This window comes from Streptomyces sp. SLBN-118, from assembly GCF_006715635.1.
Taxonomy (GTDB): domain Bacteria; phylum Actinomycetota; class Actinomycetes; order Streptomycetales; family Streptomycetaceae; genus Streptomyces.
Genome location: NZ_VFNP01000002.1, coordinates 124,345 through 142,258, shown reverse-complemented (window position 1 = coordinate 142,258; position 17,914 = coordinate 124,345). Strand labels below are relative to the sequence as shown.

General features: G+C 68.2%; 14 protein-coding genes and 3 pseudogenes. 12 read left to right on the top strand and 5 right to left on the bottom strand.

Going from position 1 to position 17,914, the window contains the following annotated elements; all coding sequences use genetic code 11:
* Positions 1–138 precede the first annotated feature (138 nt).
* Entirely contained in the window at positions 139–390 is a 252-nt protein-coding gene (locus tag FBY35_RS19075; RefSeq protein ID WP_260848726.1) for a GntR family transcriptional regulator, read from the bottom strand.
* 532 nt (positions 391–922) lie between these two features.
* On the opposite strand from FBY35_RS19075, the gene FBY35_RS19070 reads away from it, so the two are divergent.
* Positions 923–1,891 (top strand): endonuclease/exonuclease/phosphatase family protein, encoded by a 969-nt coding sequence (locus FBY35_RS19070; protein WP_160159290.1) that lies wholly within the window; start codon positions 923–925, stop codon positions 1,889–1,891.
* 759 nt (positions 1,892–2,650) lie between these two features.
* Positions 2,651–2,914, top strand: a complete 264-nt coding sequence (locus FBY35_RS19065) for a substrate-binding domain-containing protein (RefSeq protein ID WP_142215240.1) — start codon at positions 2,651–2,653, stop codon at positions 2,912–2,914.
* Between the two features lie 42 nt (positions 2,915–2,956).
* Here the strand turns inward: FBY35_RS19065 and FBY35_RS37260 are convergent.
* Positions 2,957–3,256: pseudogene (locus FBY35_RS37260) on the bottom strand (alpha/beta fold hydrolase); the annotation flags it as partial.
* Positions 3,257–3,643: 387 nt separating this feature from the next.
* On the opposite strand from FBY35_RS37260, the gene FBY35_RS19055 reads away from it, so the two are divergent.
* The 8 genes from FBY35_RS19055 (at position 3,644) to FBY35_RS19020 (ending at position 11,961) form a co-directional block, all read left to right on the top strand.
* The gene (locus FBY35_RS19055; RefSeq protein ID WP_142215238.1) at positions 3,644–4,843 is read left to right on the top strand and encodes an acetyl-CoA C-acyltransferase; all 1,200 of its coding nucleotides are present in this window, start codon (positions 3,644–3,646) and stop codon (positions 4,841–4,843) included.
* The gene (locus FBY35_RS19050; protein ID WP_142215237.1) at positions 4,843–5,469 is read left to right on the top strand and encodes an HAD family phosphatase; all 627 of its coding nucleotides are present in this window, start codon (positions 4,843–4,845) and stop codon (positions 5,467–5,469) included. The genes FBY35_RS19055 and FBY35_RS19050 overlap by 1 nt, the downstream gene beginning before the upstream one ends.
* A 139-nt stretch (positions 5,470–5,608) precedes the next feature.
* Positions 5,609–7,132, top strand: a complete 1,524-nt coding sequence (locus tag FBY35_RS19045) for a class I adenylate-forming enzyme family protein (protein WP_142215236.1) — start codon at positions 5,609–5,611, stop codon at positions 7,130–7,132.
* Between the two features lie 84 nt (positions 7,133–7,216).
* Positions 7,217–7,909: a TetR/AcrR family transcriptional regulator gene (locus tag FBY35_RS19040; protein WP_142215235.1), complete on the top strand. Its 693-nt coding sequence runs from the start codon at positions 7,217–7,219 to the stop codon at positions 7,907–7,909.
* Positions 7,910–8,053: 144 nt separating this feature from the next.
* On the top strand, positions 8,054–8,872 hold the full coding sequence (locus FBY35_RS19035) for an SDR family oxidoreductase (RefSeq protein WP_142215234.1): 819 nt from the start codon (positions 8,054–8,056) through the stop codon (positions 8,870–8,872).
* Between the two features lie 45 nt (positions 8,873–8,917).
* Complete coding sequence (locus tag FBY35_RS19030; RefSeq protein WP_142215233.1) at positions 8,918–10,147, top strand: acyl-CoA dehydrogenase family protein; 1,230 nt, start codon at positions 8,918–8,920, stop codon at positions 10,145–10,147.
* A gap of 1 nt (position 10,148) precedes the next feature.
* The gene (locus FBY35_RS19025) at positions 10,149–10,931 is read left to right on the top strand and encodes an SDR family oxidoreductase (RefSeq protein ID WP_142215232.1); all 783 of its coding nucleotides are present in this window, start codon (positions 10,149–10,151) and stop codon (positions 10,929–10,931) included.
* Entirely contained in the window at positions 10,924–11,961 is a 1,038-nt protein-coding gene (locus FBY35_RS19020) for a phosphotransferase family protein (RefSeq protein WP_142215231.1), read from the top strand. Before FBY35_RS19025 ends, FBY35_RS19020 begins: the two co-directional genes overlap by 8 nt.
* A 268-nt stretch (positions 11,962–12,229) precedes the next feature.
* Here the strand turns inward: FBY35_RS19020 and FBY35_RS19015 are convergent, their stop codons facing one another.
* On the bottom strand, positions 12,230–12,775 hold the full coding sequence (locus tag FBY35_RS19015; protein ID WP_142215230.1) for a hypothetical protein: 546 nt from the start codon (positions 12,773–12,775) through the stop codon (positions 12,230–12,232).
* Between the two features lie 425 nt (positions 12,776–13,200).
* On the opposite strand from FBY35_RS19015, the gene FBY35_RS19010 reads away from it, so the two are divergent.
* Complete coding sequence (locus FBY35_RS19010) at positions 13,201–14,538, top strand: FAD-dependent oxidoreductase (protein ID WP_142215229.1); 1,338 nt, start codon at positions 13,201–13,203, stop codon at positions 14,536–14,538.
* 481 nt (positions 14,539–15,019) lie between these two features.
* Positions 15,020–16,053: pseudogene (locus FBY35_RS19005) on the top strand (IS701 family transposase).
* A gap of 82 nt (positions 16,054–16,135) precedes the next feature.
* Here the strand turns inward: FBY35_RS19005 and FBY35_RS19000 are convergent.
* Both FBY35_RS19000 and FBY35_RS18995 read right to left on the bottom strand, forming a co-directional pair.
* Positions 16,136–16,839 (bottom strand): annotated as a pseudogene (locus FBY35_RS19000) (metal ABC transporter permease).
* Positions 16,840–16,923: 84 nt separating this feature from the next.
* A complete protein-coding gene (locus FBY35_RS18995) occupies positions 16,924–17,883 on the bottom strand; it encodes an LLM class F420-dependent oxidoreductase (protein WP_142215228.1) in 960 nt (319 codons plus the stop codon).
* Positions 17,884–17,914 lie beyond the last annotated feature (31 nt).

The following is a 17,914-nucleotide window of genomic DNA, read 5'->3' as shown; positions in this document are numbered from 1 at the left end:
CCATACGTCTGTCACTTACGTCTGCTGCTCACTCCTGTGACGTGCGCCGACGCCTCGGCCTTCTTGGGGCTACCGGCTCCGCTGGCGGCGGTGGCGGAAGAGGAGGCGGGCTCCGGGGCCAGGGCGCAACGGCGGCGGTCAGGAGTCCTCGGTGTCGGCGCCGAGCGCTCGGGCGGCGGAAGTGAAGTCCCGTGCCAGCGTGGTGAGTTGGTCGGCATCGTGGGCGTGCGGCTCGGACGGGAGCGCCGCGACCCGGGTGCCCCCGCCACGGTGGGTGCGGATCAGCTCGGAGCCCTCCAGCTCGCGGTAGGCGCGAGCCACGGTGCCCGGCGCCAGGCTGAGGTCGGCGGCGAGCTGACGCACGGTCGGCAGGCGCTCACCCTCGGCCAACCGGCCGGTCTGGCACAGGGGAGTTCCCTCCGACGCAAAGAAAGGGACGCCCTCCGGTGCCGGCGCACCTGCCGCACGGCCCTTGCTGAAGCACTTCGACGGCGCGGCCCTGAGGGCCATAGGGTTGTCTACGCGACAGTCGGCGACAATTGGCGTGACCCGCGCAACGATGGCATTCCCACGTTCGTAAGGGTGGAGTTCTTCTTCCTCGTAGAGGGCAAGGGGAAAGCGCGGGCAGCAGCGAGTCTGCCTGCCCGAACCCATACTCGCGCCAGCGGGCCCATGTCCCGCAGGCTGAGGCATGAAGCGACCGCAGGACGCGCCGCGATTCAGGTGACGTCGACCGCAACGCCCTCGCAGACTTCTGCTCTATACGGCGGTGACTCACGTGCGCGCCTGGCCCGTTGCGCGTTCAACTGCCAGGGGCCCCCTTCCGTTTTCGCCGACGAGCCGGTCGCGTTACGCTCGACACGTTCGAGGTAAGTGGGGGCAATTGGGCTGATCTGGGAGGTCGGTCGTCATGGATGTCACCGTGGGAACATTCAACCTCAACAATCTCTTTTCGCGGTTCAACTTCCATGCCGAAATCTCGGATGTCCATCCGGTGGGCGCCGACGGCCAGCTGACCTCCAGCTATGCCTTCGACGACCCCGAGAAGGTGCGGATACGTACGTACAAAGGCAAGCTGGTCAAGGGAAAAGACCCCGAGGCGCAGAAGGTGATCGCCCGGCGGATCGGCGAAATGGACTTGGACATACTGGCCGTGCAGGAGGTCGAGGACATCGACACTCTGCGCTTCTTCGTCACCCAGCACCTTGGCAGTGCGTATCCGCATCTCTCGCTGATCGAGGGCAATGATCCCCGACTGATCGATCTCGCAGTGCTGTCCAAATTCCCGGTCGGGGCGGTGACCTCCTGGCAGCACGCGGTCCACCCGGACGTGCCCGGTGAACGCATCTTCAGCCGGGACCTGCTGGAGGTTCACATACTGGATCCGCGTGACCCCGACCAGCATCTGCTGACCGTCTTCAACAACCATCTCAAGAGCCAGTTCGTCGACCCGGCCACGGACCGCGAGGAAGGCAAGCGCCTGGCCGACGAGCGGCGCACCCGTCAGGTGGACACCATCGTCCGGATCGTCGGCGAACGCACCCGCCCCGATGGGAGCTACGTCGTGCTGGGTGACATGAATGACACCCCGGATGCGCCGACGCTCGCCAAACTGGCCGAACCGACGCACCAGTTGACCCTGACGGAGGCGCTCGCGCATCCGGAGGAGACCCGGCAACCCAAGCCCGACAATCCTCCGCCGCCTGCCTCAGGGTCGTGGACCCATCGGTTCAAGGAGGCCGGGCAGCCCGCGAAGTACGAGCTGTTCGACCAGATCTGGCTCAGCAAGAGCCTCACAACACGGCACAAGGGCTCGCACATCGACCGACGTACCAGGCATAGCGGTGACGGATCGGATCATGACCCCGCCTGGGTGGTGCTCGACCTTTAGCCCCTTGCCATACCGGGTCTTGGAATGTAGGCGGGCCGCAGGTGCCCGCGGGCTCGGTGGGTGGTGACGGAGCGTGTGCGTAGGCGTTGGTAGGCCGGATTGCGGAAGCCGTGGGCGGCTCGGGCGACGAGCTTGATCACGGGTTGATGCCTTCACTCTTCGTCCGGCGCAGGAGCGGTCTGACGCCCCGCCCGCCGACAGCCGTGGACCAGCGCCGCCGTCACCGCGAGCGACGCCACTGCCATCGCCCGGGCGGGCGACGCGAGGCGAGTTGACCCACGGAACCCGCCAGGGGAGTGCGCTCACCCCTGCATCGTCGTCATTCCCGCCGAGTGCAACGCGAGGGCGTGGCCGCTCAGTTCGGGTTCAGAATTCAGGCGCCCCAGACCAAACCCGCCCGATTCTCACCGCCCGTGGCGAGGCGACAACCCACCCGGAGTCCGACCCCGCTCAACTTCGAAAGCCCTTTCGCGACAGAGTTCGCGGAGGATCACGGCGAGCTCCGTTGCGTCGATTTCGACGGTTTGATCGTGGCCTCCTATCCGCTGATGACCGTGCTCCTCGTTGCCGTGGTGATCCACGGAGAGACAGTCCGGCTCGCGCACGTCTTCGGCGGCGTGATCATCATCGCGGTGTGGCACTCGGGTTCGTCGAGCGCCGAACGGCCGTCGAGGAAGCCGCAGTTCCCGAGCCGACACCGGTCGGCGAGCGCGCCTGAAGGGCGGGCAGGGGGCCGATGTCACTGCCTGACACGCAGCTTTGCCGGCAGCCGGAGCCTGCCTTGCCGCCCGTGATCACGGCCTCACCTTCCCCGGGGACCTCGCTGTCATCGGCTACGACGACATCCCCTCAGCCGTCAGCGCGCCCGTCCCTCTCACCACCGTCCGGCAGCCCGTCACCGAGAAAGGCGAGACAGCGGCCCGCCTCCTCCTCGACCACAATGGCCGCCCAACTGACGGCACCGCACCGCAGTGGAGGCTGCCCGCCCGCCTCATCATCCGAGCCAGCACATGCCGTTACTGAACAAGGCCGATGTCCAGAGTCCGGCTGCGGGGCCAGGGCGCCGGGGTGCGGGGTGGAGACGACCGTCAGGGTACGTACGCGCCCCGGGCGGGCGTCAGCGGTCCGCCAGGCCACCGCGCCTCCCCAGTCGTGGCCGACCAGGTCGAAGGCTGCCCAGCCCAGTTCCTCCGTGATCGCGACCACGTCGTCGACGAGAAGGCCGATGGGATAGTCCTCGGGCCTCTGTGGCGGGCGCCGGGGGAGTACCCACGCTGGTCGTACCACCACTCGGTAGCCGCGGGCGGCCAGCGCCGCGATCTGTCGTTGCCACACCAGTCCCGTCTGCGGGGAGCCGTGCAGCATCAGCACCGGGCGGCCCTCGCGCGGACCCGCCACGATCGCGTCGAACACGCCCGCACTGGTGGAGATGCTCAGCTCGGTCACGACCCATCTCTTCGTACCGACTGGTCGGTATCCTTCAGGCGGGGAGGCGGGCTGTCAAGACCGAGCGGCTCACGGTCATGGTTGAACATGACGCCGAGTTCAACTATAACCGACCCGGAGGCCGTTTTCCGTCCCTTCCGCGGCCATGGCGCTGTCATCGGTCAGGGGAGGGGACAGCAATGCGCGCTCGCAGCGCCGCAGTTGGCGTTCGGGGCCGCCTCCTCGCATCGAGCCCGGCTCACGGAGCTCGGCATTTCGGCCCCGAGCTCCCGGACGAATCGGACCAACAGGAAGCAGTGAGGCGACATGAGGGAAGCAGTCATCGTTTCGACGGCACGGACGCCGATCGGAAAGGCCTACCGCGGCGCGTTCAACGACACCCAGGCGCAGGAACTCGCCGCTCATGCCCTTCGGCACGCGGTGCAGCGCGCGGGGCTGGAGGGTGGCGAGGTCGAGGACGTCGTGTTCGGCTGCGCCGTGCAGCAGGGTTCCTCCGGCTTCAACATCGCGCGCCAGGCAGCTCTGCGCGCCGGACTTCCGGACGCCGTGTCGGGGATGACGATCGACCGCCAGTGCTCGTCGGGCCTGATGGCCATTGCCACGGCCGCCAAGCAGATCGTCGCGGACGGCATGCAGGTCGCGGTCGGCGGCGGTGTCGAGTCGATCTCCCTGGTGCAGAACGACCACATGAACACCCATCGCATGACGGATCCCTGGCTGGTCGAGCACAAGCCGAGCATCTACCTGCCGATGCTGCAGACGGCGGAGATCGTCGCCGAACGCTACGGTGTGAGCAGGGAGCGCCAGGACGAGTTCGCGCTGGTGTCGCAGCAGCGCACCGCGGCGGCGCAGGAGGCCGGCCGGTTCGACCAGGAGATCGTCGCGCTCAGCAGCGTCAAGAAGGTGCTCGACAGGCAGTCCGGGGAGGTGCGGGACGAGGAGGTCACTCTGACCCGGGACGAGGGCAATCGCGCGTCGACGAGGCTCGAAGGCCTGGCCGGGCTGGCGCCGGTGCTGCCCGACGGTCAGGTGAGCGCGCATTCCAGCGTGACGGCGGGCAACTCCTCGCAGCTGTCGGACGGGGCTTCGGCGTCGGTGCTGATGGAGGCGGGGGAGGCGGCGCGCCGCGGACTGGAACCGCTGGGGGTCTATCGGGGTATGACCGTGGCCGGTTGCGGGCCGGAGGAGATGGGCATCGGTCCGGTGTTCGCCATTCCGAAACTGCTGAAGCAGCACAACCTCACCATCGACGACATCGGCCTGTGGGAACTCAACGAGGCGTTCGCCTCCCAGGCGCTGTACTGCCGGGACGAGCTGCACATCGACCCTGAGCGCTTCAACGTCAACGGCGGCGCGATCTCGGTCGGCCATCCGTACGGAATGACCGGTGCCCGCCTGGTGGGGCACGCCCTCATCGAGGGCAAGCGCCGAGGCGTCCGGTATGTGGTGATCTCGATGTGTGTCGGCGGCGGAATGGGCGCTGCCGGACTGTTCGAGGTCGCGTGATGGGGAAGGACCGAACCGCGGTCCTGGTGGACTTCGGCGGGGTCATCACCTCCAGCGTGTTGCAGGCTTTCACCGACTTCGGCGCCTCGCTCGGCGGCGATCCCCGCCTGCCGCTGGACCTCCTCGCCCGCGACCAGCAGTCACGTACCCTCCTGGCCGACCACGAGTGCGGCCGTATCGACGCCGAGGCCTTCGAGCGAGGATTCGCCGAGCGTCTCCGCGTCCACGGCGCCGACGTGCCGGCCGAGGGCCTCACTGCCCGGATGCAAGCGGGGATGTCGATCGACCAGGACATGTTGGCGCTGCTCGGTGATCTTCGAGCCGCCGGTCGTCCCGTCGCGCTGGTGTCCAATTCGTTCGGTACCGGCACCTACGACGGCGTCGACCTCGCCGCTGTCGCCGATGTGGTCGTCATCTCCTCCGAGGTCGGGATCCGCAAGCCCTCCCGCCGGATCTACGCGATCGCATGCGAACGCCTCGGCGTCGACCCCGAGGAGGCGGTCATGATCGACGACCTGCAACAGAACCTCGACGGGGCGGCGCGGATCGGAATCGGGGGCGTGCTGCACACCGGTGCGCCCGACACCCGCCGCCAACTCGCCGAACGTTTCGGTATCACCACCTGACCGCTCGGCGGATCGGCGCAGCCAGGTGCGTCATCCGGCCCCCCGGCTGAAGGCTTGCCGGGGAGGCCGGGCCAACCCAACCGATCGCGAGGGCGAGACCCGCACCGACATCTGCTCACACAGCCGGAAGGCACCACCCATGACCAGCGTATTCGATCCTGTATGCCGCCACGCGGCCGCCACTCCCGACAACATCGCCCTGCGCGGCGCCAGCGATCAGTGGACCTACCTTCAGCTGCGTGACGCGAGCCTCCGGTACGCCGGCGCCCTGGCCGCCGCGGGCCTGTCCCCCGGGGACAGGGTGCTGCTCACGGCGCCTTCGGTGCCCGAGTTCGTGGTGGCCTACCTCGGGATCCAGGCCGCGGGCTGTGTCGTGGTGCCGGTCAACACGATGGCCACCCGGGCCGAGGTCGAGTACGTTCTCGGCGACGCCGGGTGCTCGTTGGCGATCGCCTGGCACGCCCTCGGCCCCGCCGTCGCCGAGGCGGCCGCGGCGCTCAAGGTGCCCTTGTGGACGCTGGCCCCGGGCGCGTCGGTCACCGGAGCAACCCCTGCCGACGTCGTCGACCGGGACCGTGACGAGACCGCGGCCATCCTGTACACCTCCGGCACCACCGGACGGCCGAAGGGGGCCCAGCTCACGGTCGGCAACCTGTTGTCCGCCGGGGAGATCGGCGCCCAGTGCAGCCGCGCCTCGAGCGCCGACCGTATTGGCACCGGACTCCCGCTGTTCCACGTCTTCGGCCAGGCGTCGGTCCTGATGGCGGCCCTGACCGCGGGCGGCTCGATGTCGTTGCTGGCCCGGTTCGACCCCGCGTCGATGCTGGAGATGCTGCGCCGCGACCGGCTCACCATCATGGCCGGCGTGCCGACCATGTGGAACGCGATGCTGCACGCGTCGGGCCACGCGAACCCGGCGGACTTCGCCCAGCTCCGTGTCGCCGTCTCCGGCGGCGCCTCGCTGCCCGGGGAGATCGCGCGGGCCTTCGAGGACCGATTCGGCTGCACGATTCTCGAAGGGTACGGGCTCACGGAGACCACCGCGTTCGGCACCTTCAACGACATCGACCGCGGCGGCAAGACCGGCTGTACCGGCAGGGCGGTCCCGGGGCTGCAGGTCCAGGTGCGCGACGCCGACGACAAGGAGTGCCCGCCGGGTGGTGTCGGCGAGGTCCACATCAAGGGGCCCACGGTGATGCGCGGCTACTGGAACCGCCCCGCGGACACCGCCGCGGCGATCGCACCCGACGGCTGGTTCAGGACCGGCGACCTCGGCGAAAAGGACACGGACGGGGACCTGCGCATCGTCGACCGTATCAAGGACCTGATCATCCGCGGCGGCTACAACGTCTACCCCGGTGAGGTCGAGGAGGTCCTCTACGAGCACCCCGACATCGTCGAGGCAGCCGTGATCGGCGTTCCCGACGACCACTACGGCGAGGAGGTCGCCGCGCTCATCGCGACCCGGCCCGGTTCGGAACTCGGTGCCGCCGAGGTGTCGGGCTGGGCACGGGAGCGGCTGTCCGCCTACAAGATCCCACGCATCGTCCGGTTCGTGGACGCGCTGCCCAAGGGCCCGACGGGGAAGATCCTCAAGCGGTCCATCGACCGCAGCGCTTTCAACCGCGACAGCGCGCTCGGCGACGCTGCCGCCCGCCGCTGAACCCCGGAGACCGGGACATCAACCGGGCCCTTCTGCCCTTTTGGATTTGTGACTATGGCGTCGGATTCAAGTAAAGTCCCGCGGATGGACACCACTGCGCCAGAGGAGATCGACAGCGAGCAGGCACCGCCGGTGGCGCCCTTCTCACAGCTGCGCGAGCCGCCCACGACACAGCGCGGGGCACGGACGCGGGCCGCTCTGGTGAAGGCTGCGCGGAAGGTGTTCGAACGGGACGGCTACCTCGACACGCGCCTGACCGACATCACCAAGGAGGCTCGCTGCGCGGCCGGATCCTTCTACACCTACTTCGCCAACAAGGAAGAGGTGCTTGCCGCCGTCCTGCTGGAGGCGCAGGAGGACATGATGCACCCCGGCATGGGCCGGGTGCAGGGTACCGACGATCCCTATGCGGTGCTCGAGGCGAGCAACCGGGCGTATCTCGCGGCGTACAAGCGGAACGCGAAGCTGATGGCGCTGCTGGAGCAGGTCGCCCAAGTGGAGCCGGAGTTCCGTGAGTTCCGAAGGCGGCGCGGGGAGGCGTTCATCCGCCGCAATGCCCGGGGCATCGCCGAACTGCAGGCACGGGGTGTCGCGGACGGTGAGGTCGATCCGATGATGGCGTCCCGTGCTCTGTCGGGGATGGTCAGCGTCATGGCCTACAACGCCTTCGTGCTCAGCGAGGGGCAGGAAGAAGGTACGCCGGTGGACTTCGAGGAACTCGTGTCCACGGTGACCCGGCTCTGGGCGAACGCCCTGCGGTTCCCCGGCCACCGCTGATCCGCCTGCCTGACAGCCGCTCATCCCCGCGGGGGATGGGCGGCTTTTTCCTTGCGGCACCGTGCGGGCAGGTGTTGAACTTGACGTCGGATTCAATTATACAGGTGGGGGAGTATCGCACGCTGTCAACCGAGAGGGTCCACCGTGAACGTTGCAGGAAGAGCCGCCATCGTCACCGGTGGTGGTGGCGGCATCGGCGGCGCGCTGGTCGCGCGGCTCGCTCGCGCGGGTGCCAGAGTCGTCGTCTCGGACCTCGATGCCGAGACCGCGCGGGCGGTGTCGGAGAGAGTCAACGCCGACCATCCGGGAAGCACCGTCAGCGCCGGCGCCGATGTGTCGGACACCGCCCAGATCCAGCAGCTGATCGCCCTGGCCGAGAACACTTTCGGTCCGGTCGACCTCTACTTCGCGAACGCGGGCATCGCCGGGGCCCCCGGCCTCGAGGCGAGCGAGCAGGACTGGGACCTCTCGATCGACGTCAACCTTCGCGCCCACATCCGTGCGGCGAGGCTGCTGGTGCCGGGGTGGCTCGAACGCGGCGAGGGCTACTTCGTCAGCACCGCCTCGGCGGCCGGGCTGCTCACCCAGATCGGCTCCGCCACGTACGCCGTCACCAAGCACGCGGCCGTGGCCTTCGCCGAATGGCTGAGTGTCACCTACGGCGACCGCGGGGTCCGGGTCAGCTGCCTGTGCCCGATGGGCGTGAACACCCGGATGCTGTCCTCCGGAGAGGACTCCGGGGACGCGCTGGGAAGAGCGGCGACGCGGGCCGTCACGTCCGCGGGTGACGTCCTGGAGCCGGCCGAAGTCGCCGACGCCGTCCTGGCCGCGATCGAGGACGAGCGCTTCCTGATCCTGCCGCACGAAGACGTTCTTCAGATGTACCGGCAGAAGGGCTCGGACTACGACCGGTGGCTGCGCGGGATGCGCCGCTACCAGAGCTCCCTGCTGGCGCAGCCGTGAACCCGCCAGCCAAGCCCAATTTCCCTCTACACCTCAGGAGTTCGGATGTCCTTGTTTGAGATGTCGGACCGCGCCAAGAAGTACCAGGCGGATCTGCTGGAGTTCATGGATGCGCACATCTACCCCGCCGAGGCGGTCTACCACGAGCAGATGATCGCGTCGGGCGACCCGCACTTCCACCCGCCGATCATCGAGGAACTCAAGGCGGAGGCGCGCCGGCGCGGACTGTGGAACCTCTTCCACCCGCACCCCGAGTGGGGGCCGGGGCTGACCAACCTTGAGTACGCGCCGATGGCGGAGATCATGGGACGCAGCCACATCGCCTCCGAAGCGTGCAACTGCAACGCTCCCGACACCGGCAACATGGAGGTGCTCACCCTCTTCGGCAGCGACGAGCACAAGGAGAAGTACCTCAAGCCCCTCCTCGACGGAACGATGGCCTCGGCCTTCGCGATGACCGAGCCGCGTGTCGCCAGCTCCGACGCCACCAACATCGAGCTGCGGATGGAGCGCGACGGTGACGAGTACGTGCTCAACGGCCGCAAGTGGTTCGCGTCCAACGCCCTGCACCGCAACTGCAAGGTGCTCATCGTCATGGGGAAGACGGACCCCACCGCCGCACCGCACCGGCAGCAGTCCATGATGGTCGTCCCCATCGACGCCCCCGGGATCACGGTGATGCGCGGCCTGCCGGTGTTCGGCTACCAGGACCGGGAGGGGCACGCCGAGATCGACTTCCACGAGGTACGGGTGCCGGCCAAGGACGTCCTCAAGGGCGAGGGCGAGGGCTTCGCGATCAGCCAGGCCCGCCTCGGCCCCGGTCGTATCCACCACTGCATGCGGGCGATCGGCGCGGCCGAGCGGGCGCTGGAGCTGATGTGCCGCCGCGCGCAGTCACGGGTGACCTTCGGCACTCCGATCGCGGAACGCTCCAACATCCAGGACTGGATCGCGGAAGCGCGGATCGACATCGAGATGATCCGCCTGCTCACGCTCAAGGCCGCGTACCTGATGGACACCGTCGGGAACAAGGAAGCGCGCACGGAGATCGCCGCCATCAAGGTGGCGGCCCCGAACATCGCGCTGAAGATCATCGACCGAGCGATCCAGGTGCATGGAGCAGCAGGCGTCACCGACGACTTCCCGCTGGCCATGATGTACGCATCCCTGCGGACGCTGCGGATAGCGGACGGTCCCGACGAGGTCCACAAGCGAGCCATCGCCAAGCAGGAGCTGCGGCAGTACCGCGACACGGCCACGACGGCGGTGAGCTGAGATGGCGGGACTCGATCTCACCGGTCGCACCGCCGTCGTCACCGGCGCCTCGCGCGGTATCGGGCTGGCGATCGCCCAGGCCCTCGCCGCCGCCGGCGCGAACGTCGTCCTCACCTCCCGCTCCCAGGAGGCGGCGGACGTAGCCGCGGCCCAGGTCGGAGACACAGCGGTCGGCGTGGGTGCGCACGCGGTCGACGAAGAGGCGGCCCGGCGCTGTGTGGATCTGACGCTCGAGCGCTTCGGAAGTCTGGACATCCTCGTCAACAACGCGGGAACCAACCCGGCCTTCGGTCCGGTCATCGACCAGGACCACGGTCGGTTCGTCAAGACCTTCGACGTCAACCTGTGGGCTCCCGTCCTGTGGACGGGTCTGGCCACCCGGGCCTGGATGGGCGAGCACGGAGGTGCGGTCGTCAACACCGCGTCGGTCGGCGGCCTGGCCAGCGAGGCCAACATCGGGTTGTACAACGCGTCGAAGGCCGCACTGATCCATCTCACCAAGCAACTCGCCCTGGAACTCTCGCCGAAGATCCGCGTCAACGCGGTGGCACCGGGTGTGGTGCGCACCAAGCTGGCCGAGGCTCTGTGGAAGGAGCACGAGGAGGCTGTCTCCGCCTCGATGGCGCTCGGGCGCATAGGGGAGCCGGCCGACATCGCCTCGGCGGTCGCCTTCCTCGTCTCGGACGCCGCGAGTTGGATCACCGGCGAGACCATGGTGATCGACGGCGGGCAACTGCTCGGTGACGCGCTCGCGTTCAGGCAAGGAGTCGGCATCGGTGTCTAGTGCTGACATCGTCGGAATCGACGCCGGGGCGGTGAACCGCTGGTTCAGGACCCTCGGCGTCGACTTCGCCGGACCGCTGACCTACGACCGGATCGGGCTTGGCCAGTCCAACCTGACCTACCTGGTGCGGGATCGGGAAGGCCGCAGGTGGGTGCTGCGGCGCCCCCCGCTGGGTCACCGGCTGGAGTCGGCGCACGACGTGGCCCGTGAGGCGCGGATTCTGACCGCTCTGGAGGGCACCGCCGTCCCGACCCCGCGGGTGCTCGGGCTGACCGATGATCCCCTTGTGACCGATGTGCCGCTGCTGCTCATGGAGTTCGTGGACGGCCAGGTCGCCGACAGGATGTCGGTCGCGCGGTCATTGACGCCCGAGCGCCGCCGGGCGATCGGGATGTCACTGCCGCGCACGCTCGCGAAGATCCACGCGGTCGAGCTCGAGGCGACCGGGCTGACCGGTCTCGCCAGCCACAAACCGTATGCGCAGCGCCAGCTCAAGCGGTGGTCGGTCCAGTGGGAGAAGTCAAGGACCCGCGAGTTGCCCGCCCTCGAGGACCTCACCCGGCGCCTTGCGGCGGCCGTCCCGGAGCAGCGCGAACTGACGCTCGTACACGGCGACTTCCATCTGCGCAATGTCATCACCTCCCACGACAACGGGGAGGTGACCGCGGTGCTCGACTGGGAGCTGTCGACGCTGGGAGATCCGTTGGCGGACATGGGCAGCCTGCTGGCGTACTGGCCGGAACCGGGCGAGGAGGAAACCGGAGGCGATTTTGCCGCCTCCGCCCTCGAAGGCTTCCCGGACCGCGCCGAGCTTGCTCAGGCGTACCTGGCCGAAACAGGCCGCGACCCGGCGGCACTGACGTTCTGGCACGTGCTGGGGCTGTGGAAGGTGGCCGTGATCGCCGAGGGTGTGATGAGGCGAGCGATCGACGAACCGAGGAACAGGAGCGCCACAGGCACGCCCACCGTGGAACGCATCGATGCGCTCGTGGACAAGGCATGCCGCGTCGCCGACGAAGCGGGGATCTGAAGAGGGGCCTGCGGCCCACGCCCGCGAGGGCGGGCGTGTGGCCCATCGCTCCCTTTGAGTATCGACTCCCGAGCCAGGGTTGACGGGCGGGGGCGCCGCTCATCGTGGCCCTGAGGAGTTGATGCGGGTAGATCTCGCCGGAGGAGGTTTTCATGACAATCCGTCAACAGTCCAACCAGAGAAGGTAACCGCGCTGATCACCCGCTTGTCGAACGGCCGGTCTTCCGACCGCGCTTCGCGCCGCGAGAGGCTGTCCTGACGGCCCGCTTCAGCGCATCAGCCTCAGGCGCGTCAGTCTGCGTCGGTTCTCGGTCATCCAGTTGCGGACGTGCTCCGGCGGCAGTTCAGCGGCCAGTCGGGCCAGCTCCTCGAAGATCGACATATACGTTCCTCCGCCGCTCTCGCCCCGCAACTCCCGCTCCCGCTCCACGAACGGCCGGACGGCCTGCCAGACCGAGACGATCCGGGTCCGCAGGACCGTGACCATCAGGGTTTCGTCGAGCAGCCCGAAGACGGCGAGGTTGGCGAAGGACTGGTAGTAGTACACGACGCTGTAGAAGGCCGTCTTGGCCTCACCCGGCAACCCTCGCACTCCAGCTTCCGGATCGTGCTCCGCCCCCAGGCGCGTGCACACGTAGTCGTGCTGCTCGTGAAACTCGGCAGACCGGAACTCCTGAAGTAAATCGACCATCACCGATATGTGGTTGGCGTGCCGCGCGATGCGGGCCTGCCGCGCACTGAACACGATGGAAGTCACCACTGCGACGACGGCGATGCCCGTGGTCGCGACGTTGAAGACGACAGAACTGTCCATCCGGTCACCGTACGGAGCCTTCACCGCGAGCGCATGCACTGCGAGGCTCCGAACGTGCGACACATGCCTGGTGATTCCCAGTAGGCCGCGCCGGTTTCCGCAGGCAACGACGCAGCCGTGCGCGCCCTGTAGGCGCGGCTGGCCACCCCGTTCGGCCTCCTTGTCCTCGGAGCTGAGCGCCACGGGGCGCCGCGCTCTGAACGGGCAGTGGCCGCACAGCGCAAGAGACCGCGCCGCAAGGAGTCCCGGCGCGGCCGGCGCCCGACAAGGGACCTCAGCGGCCGCCCGGGGGCGTTGCGCGAGGCCAGGCCGGGCAGCCAGCCGTCGTCGCCAGGAAGTAAACGGCAATTGCGTAACCACGACTGTCATGCTCTGGTCTTGCAAACCACCTTCCCTTACCGCTCATCTGGACAGGATTTCTTTGCATGAAGTCACCTGACGAAATCGGGCGCCGCAGGCTGCTCGGCTCGGCTCTCGCTATGGCCGTCACCGGGACGGTGCCTTCCTGCAAGCCGGGCACAACGCCAAGACGCGGCAACCCCAGGGTCCGGGAACCGGTGAGATACCTGCGAACGTCCTGGTCAATCGACCCATTTGCCCGCTGCTCCTACTCCTATCTCGGGCCCAGCAGCCTGGGTGCGCAGGCACGCACAATGCTGGCCGCACCGGTGGGAGAGCGCTTGTACTTCGCCGGGGAGGCGACGTCCTCCGAGGCGCCCTCCACAGCCCACGGCGCTCTGGAGAGTGGACGGCGCGCGGCCAGGCAAGTCATCGACGCGGCCGAGGAGGGCGAGCACATAGTGATCATCGGGTCCGGGTTCGCCGGACTCGGCTGTGCTCGCGCGCTTTTCGACGAGGACTACCAGGTGACGGTTCTCGAAGGGCGCGACCGCATCGGCGGGCGGATCTGGACCCAGCACATCGCCGGAGTCCCGGCGGAGATGGGGGCCTCATGGATCCACGGATCCTCGGGCAACGTCATGACCCGCGTCCTGAAGGAAACAGGCGACCCGAGCTACACCTTCGATTACGAGAACGTCACCGGTGAGGATGAACAGGCGATGCGCGAGCTCGCCCGTTATGAGGAGAAGCTGGAGGACCTCGAGGACCCGGACGAAGCCACCGTCGCCTCGGTCATGCCCCGCAACCCCTCCGCCGCGCTGCGCACCGCCCTGACCATCAACTATCCCCTGGAATACGCCGCAGAGCCCCATCAGCTCTCGGTGACAGCCACCCTCGAAGGCCGCGACCCCAAAGGCCCGGACCTCCTGCTGCCGCAGGGCTACAGCCGACTCCTCGAGCACGTCCGCGGCGACGTCCCCGTGCGCAGGCGGCAGGTCGTCACCGGCATCGAGTACGGCACCGACGGTGTGAGCGTGACCCTACGGGACGGCAACACCGTGAAGGCCGACCGCGCAGTGATCACCGTCCCGATCGGAGTGCTCAAAGCCGCGACCATCGACTTCGAACCGGCCCTACCCGCCCTCAAGCAGAAGGCCATTGAAAGCCTCGGAGCCGGCCTCCTCGACAAACTGTGGCTCGAATTCCCCAATCTCTTCTGGGAAAAGGACGCCGACGTCATCGAATGGTCCGACCCGAAAAACCCCGGCCTGTGGCCCTGGTGGGTCAACGGATACAAGACCTTCGGCAAGCCCGTCCTCCTCGGCTTCAATGGTGGCGACCACGCTCACCGGCTCGCCCGGGCGTCCGACGACGAGGTCGTCGACAGCGCGATAAGAGCCCTGCAGCACATGCAGTCCTGACCATTCTCATAAACGGTCCTTTGCCCAGCAAGATCGGCAATCGGCCGCCCGACTCCACTCAATCGCCGATCGGTTCTCGAAATCCGTTCTCATTCAGAAGCAGGGCGGAGCTCCTTTAGCAGCTCTGACGGGGGAGGATGTTGCGCTGGCCGGCCGGGGCAACATGGCCCAGCTTGCTGGGGTGCCGGAGTTGCCGCGTCGCTCCCGTACCGTCACCGCGGCCGCACCATCAGGTGCCGAGCGCATCATCGTGGTGGGCGGGCGGGGTGCCCAGCCGTGCGGCCGGGCACCCTGCCGATCTGGTTCCTAGTAGGACTCCGTTACGTCTGCCTGTCGGTCCTGTTTGGGGGCATGTTGGGGGTGTGGATGCATACGAAGTCAACCGTGCTCGGGCGGAGTTGGCGTTATACGTGGCTGATGTGTTCGCGTCGGTGCCGCGCAAGGATCAGCGGGCGAAGGGTGACTGCTGTCTGCGGGGCTGATGCTGCGGCGCAAGTCGATCCAGTCGATGGCGGAGCGGCTGCCGGACGGCAACGAGCAGAACCTGCAGCAGTTCGTGAACCAGTCGACCTGGGATCCGGTGCCGGTGCGGCGGCGGATCGCGCAGCGGATGGTGCCGCAGATCGGCACGGATGCCTGGGCGGTCGATGATGTGTCGTTCCCGAAGGACGGGAAGATGTCGGTGGCGGTCGCGCACCAGTACTGCGGGGCGCTGGGCAAGCAGGCCAACTGTCAGGTCGCGGTGAGCGTGCACGCGAGAAGTGGCGCCTTGCCCTGGACACCTTCGACGAGCTGGCCGGGTGGGGTCTGGTGCCGCCGGTGGTGGTGGCCGACGCCGGCTACGGGCAGAACGCCGACTTCCGCGACGGCCTGAGCGAGCGGGGCATCGGATATGTCGTGGCGGTCCGTTCGGACGTGACCGTCCACCCGCACGACGCGCAGCCCACCGCCCCGGCGTGGTCCGGAAACGGCCGCAGGCCGCAGCGCCGCTACCGCGACAAACCGTCCTCGGTCGCCGCGCTCGCGGCCGGCCATGGGCGGCAGGCCTTCACCGCGGTCACCTGGCGGGAAGGCTCCCGCGGGCCGATGCGCTCGCACCTTTTGGCGCTGCGGGTGCGGCCGGCTGGGGTCCGAGCCCGCCGCCTGGCCCAGGCCGCCGCCACCGCCCGGGAGGGCTGGGACGGTGTCCTGCCCGAGGTGACGCTACTGGTCGAATGGCAAGCCGGCGCCGAGGCGCCCACCGGCTACTGGCTCACCAGCCTGCCCGCCGACACCCCGCCGGCTGAACTGGCCCGCCTGGCGAAGATCCACTGGCGCATCGAGCACGACTACCGCGAACTCAAACACGGCCTCGGCCTGGACCACTTCGAGGGCCGCTCCTGGATGGGCTGGCATCACCACGTCACCCTGGTCACCGCCGCCCACGCGTTCCTCACCGAACAGCGCCTGGACCCAAAAGCCGATACAGCGGACTCAGCCTCTACCAGATCCTCGACGCCATCCAAGACCTGCTGAACTGCTGGACCGGCACCTGCACCACCTGCCACCGCCCCCTGCCCAGAACATCCACCACCAGCCAGAACGGAGTCCTACTGGTTCATGCGGGTTGCGGGGCTGACCTCCTGGCCCCCCACCTGCGGGTGCGGTAGGCGCCGACGAGTCGGCAGACGGCGTAGATGGTGAAGGAGATCGTCGTGACGTAGGAGCTGATGGGGATGCTGCTGCCGAGGGCGAGCAGGATGCCATCCTCGATCGACACCACCGCGAAGACCACACTGAGCAGGGGCAGCAGCACCGGCGAGGCGGTGACGCGGGCGGCGGCCGCGGCCGGCGTGACGACCGGGGCGAGGACCAACAGCGCGCCGACGACCTGCACCGACAGGGCTACCGCGAGCCCGAGCGCGAGCATGAAGGCGAACGACAGCCCGCGCACCGGCACCCCGCGGGCCTCGGCGACATCGGGGTCGGCGCTGGCGAAGGTCAACGGCCGCCACATCACCAGCAGGCCGAGAAGAACCACCGCCGAGGTCCCGAGCAGCCAGGCCATCTGCGGGTGTCCACGGCGACGATCTGGCCGGTGAGCAGGCCGAACTTGTTCGCGGCCCGGCCCTTGTACGGGGCGGGGAAGAGCACACCCAGGCCACGGCTAGGCCCGTCTAGGACCCCTCGACAGTCCGGCGGACGACCACCCCGATCGGCACCTGCTGGTAGTTGGACCCCGTCAATGGAGTAGGCGGCAGGGCTCCCTGCGTAAACCGCGCCTCGCGTATGGAGCGCGTCCTCCAGAGCCAGGACATCCAACTCGGTCAGGCGGTTTCCGCCTCCAGGACCACGCCGTGTTCACCTCCGTGCCCCGTTGTGCAGGGCGTGTTCAGGCGGTAGTTATCAAACATCACGCAGCCGCGGCAGGACGCTGCTGCGGTAGAAGTCGAAGAACCCCTGCTGATCCGGGCCGATCTGGTTGACGTACACCTCGTCGAAGTCGGCTTCCGAATAGGCGCGGACCGCTCGCACATGCTCATCCACGTCGTCACCGCAGACGGCGTTGTCCCGGACCATGTCTTCGGTGACCAGTTCGCACGTCTGCTCGAAGTGTTTCGGGGTCGGCAGGATCTGACCCAGCTCGCCTGGCAGGTGCGCGTTCGGCCAGAGCCGGTGCACCGTCTTGACTGCCTGATCCCGATCAGTTCCCCAGCAGACCTTCGGGCCGCCGACGACCGGCTTGCGGCCGCCTCCGGCGCTGCGGAACTGCTCCACCAGCTCCCGGTCGGGCGTCATTGTGACGAACCCGTCTCCGATGCGGCCCGCGAGCGTCGCTGCCCGGGGACCGAATCCCGAGACATAGATCGGTGGCGGCTCCTCGGGGAGCGTGTAGATGCGGGCGTTCTCCACGGTGTAGTGCCGGCCCCGGTGGGTGATCTGCTTGCCGGTGAAGAGGTGCCGCATGACATGGACAGCCTCTTCGAGCATCTCCATCCGCAGTTCCGCATCGGGCCACGCATCTCCGAGCACATGCTCGTTGAGAGCCTCACCGGTGCCCACGCCGAATCGGAAGCGGCCGCCGGTCAGCACGGCGGACGTGGCCGCGGCCTGCGCGTTGACCGCGGGGTGCATCCGCATGGTCGGGCAGGTCACGAGCGTGGTCACGGGCAGCGAGCAGACCTGGGACAACGCACCGATCATCGACCACACGAACGGGCTCTGCCCCTGTTCACCGTTCCAGGGGTGGTAGTGATCCGAGATGGCGAGCGCTTCGAACCCCGCCTGTTCGGCGGACCTGGCCTGCGACACAAGCTCAGCCGGACCGAACTCCTCGCACGACAGAAAGTATCCGTATGCGGTCATGGCACTCCTCCCTTCGGGATGCTCTTCGAGC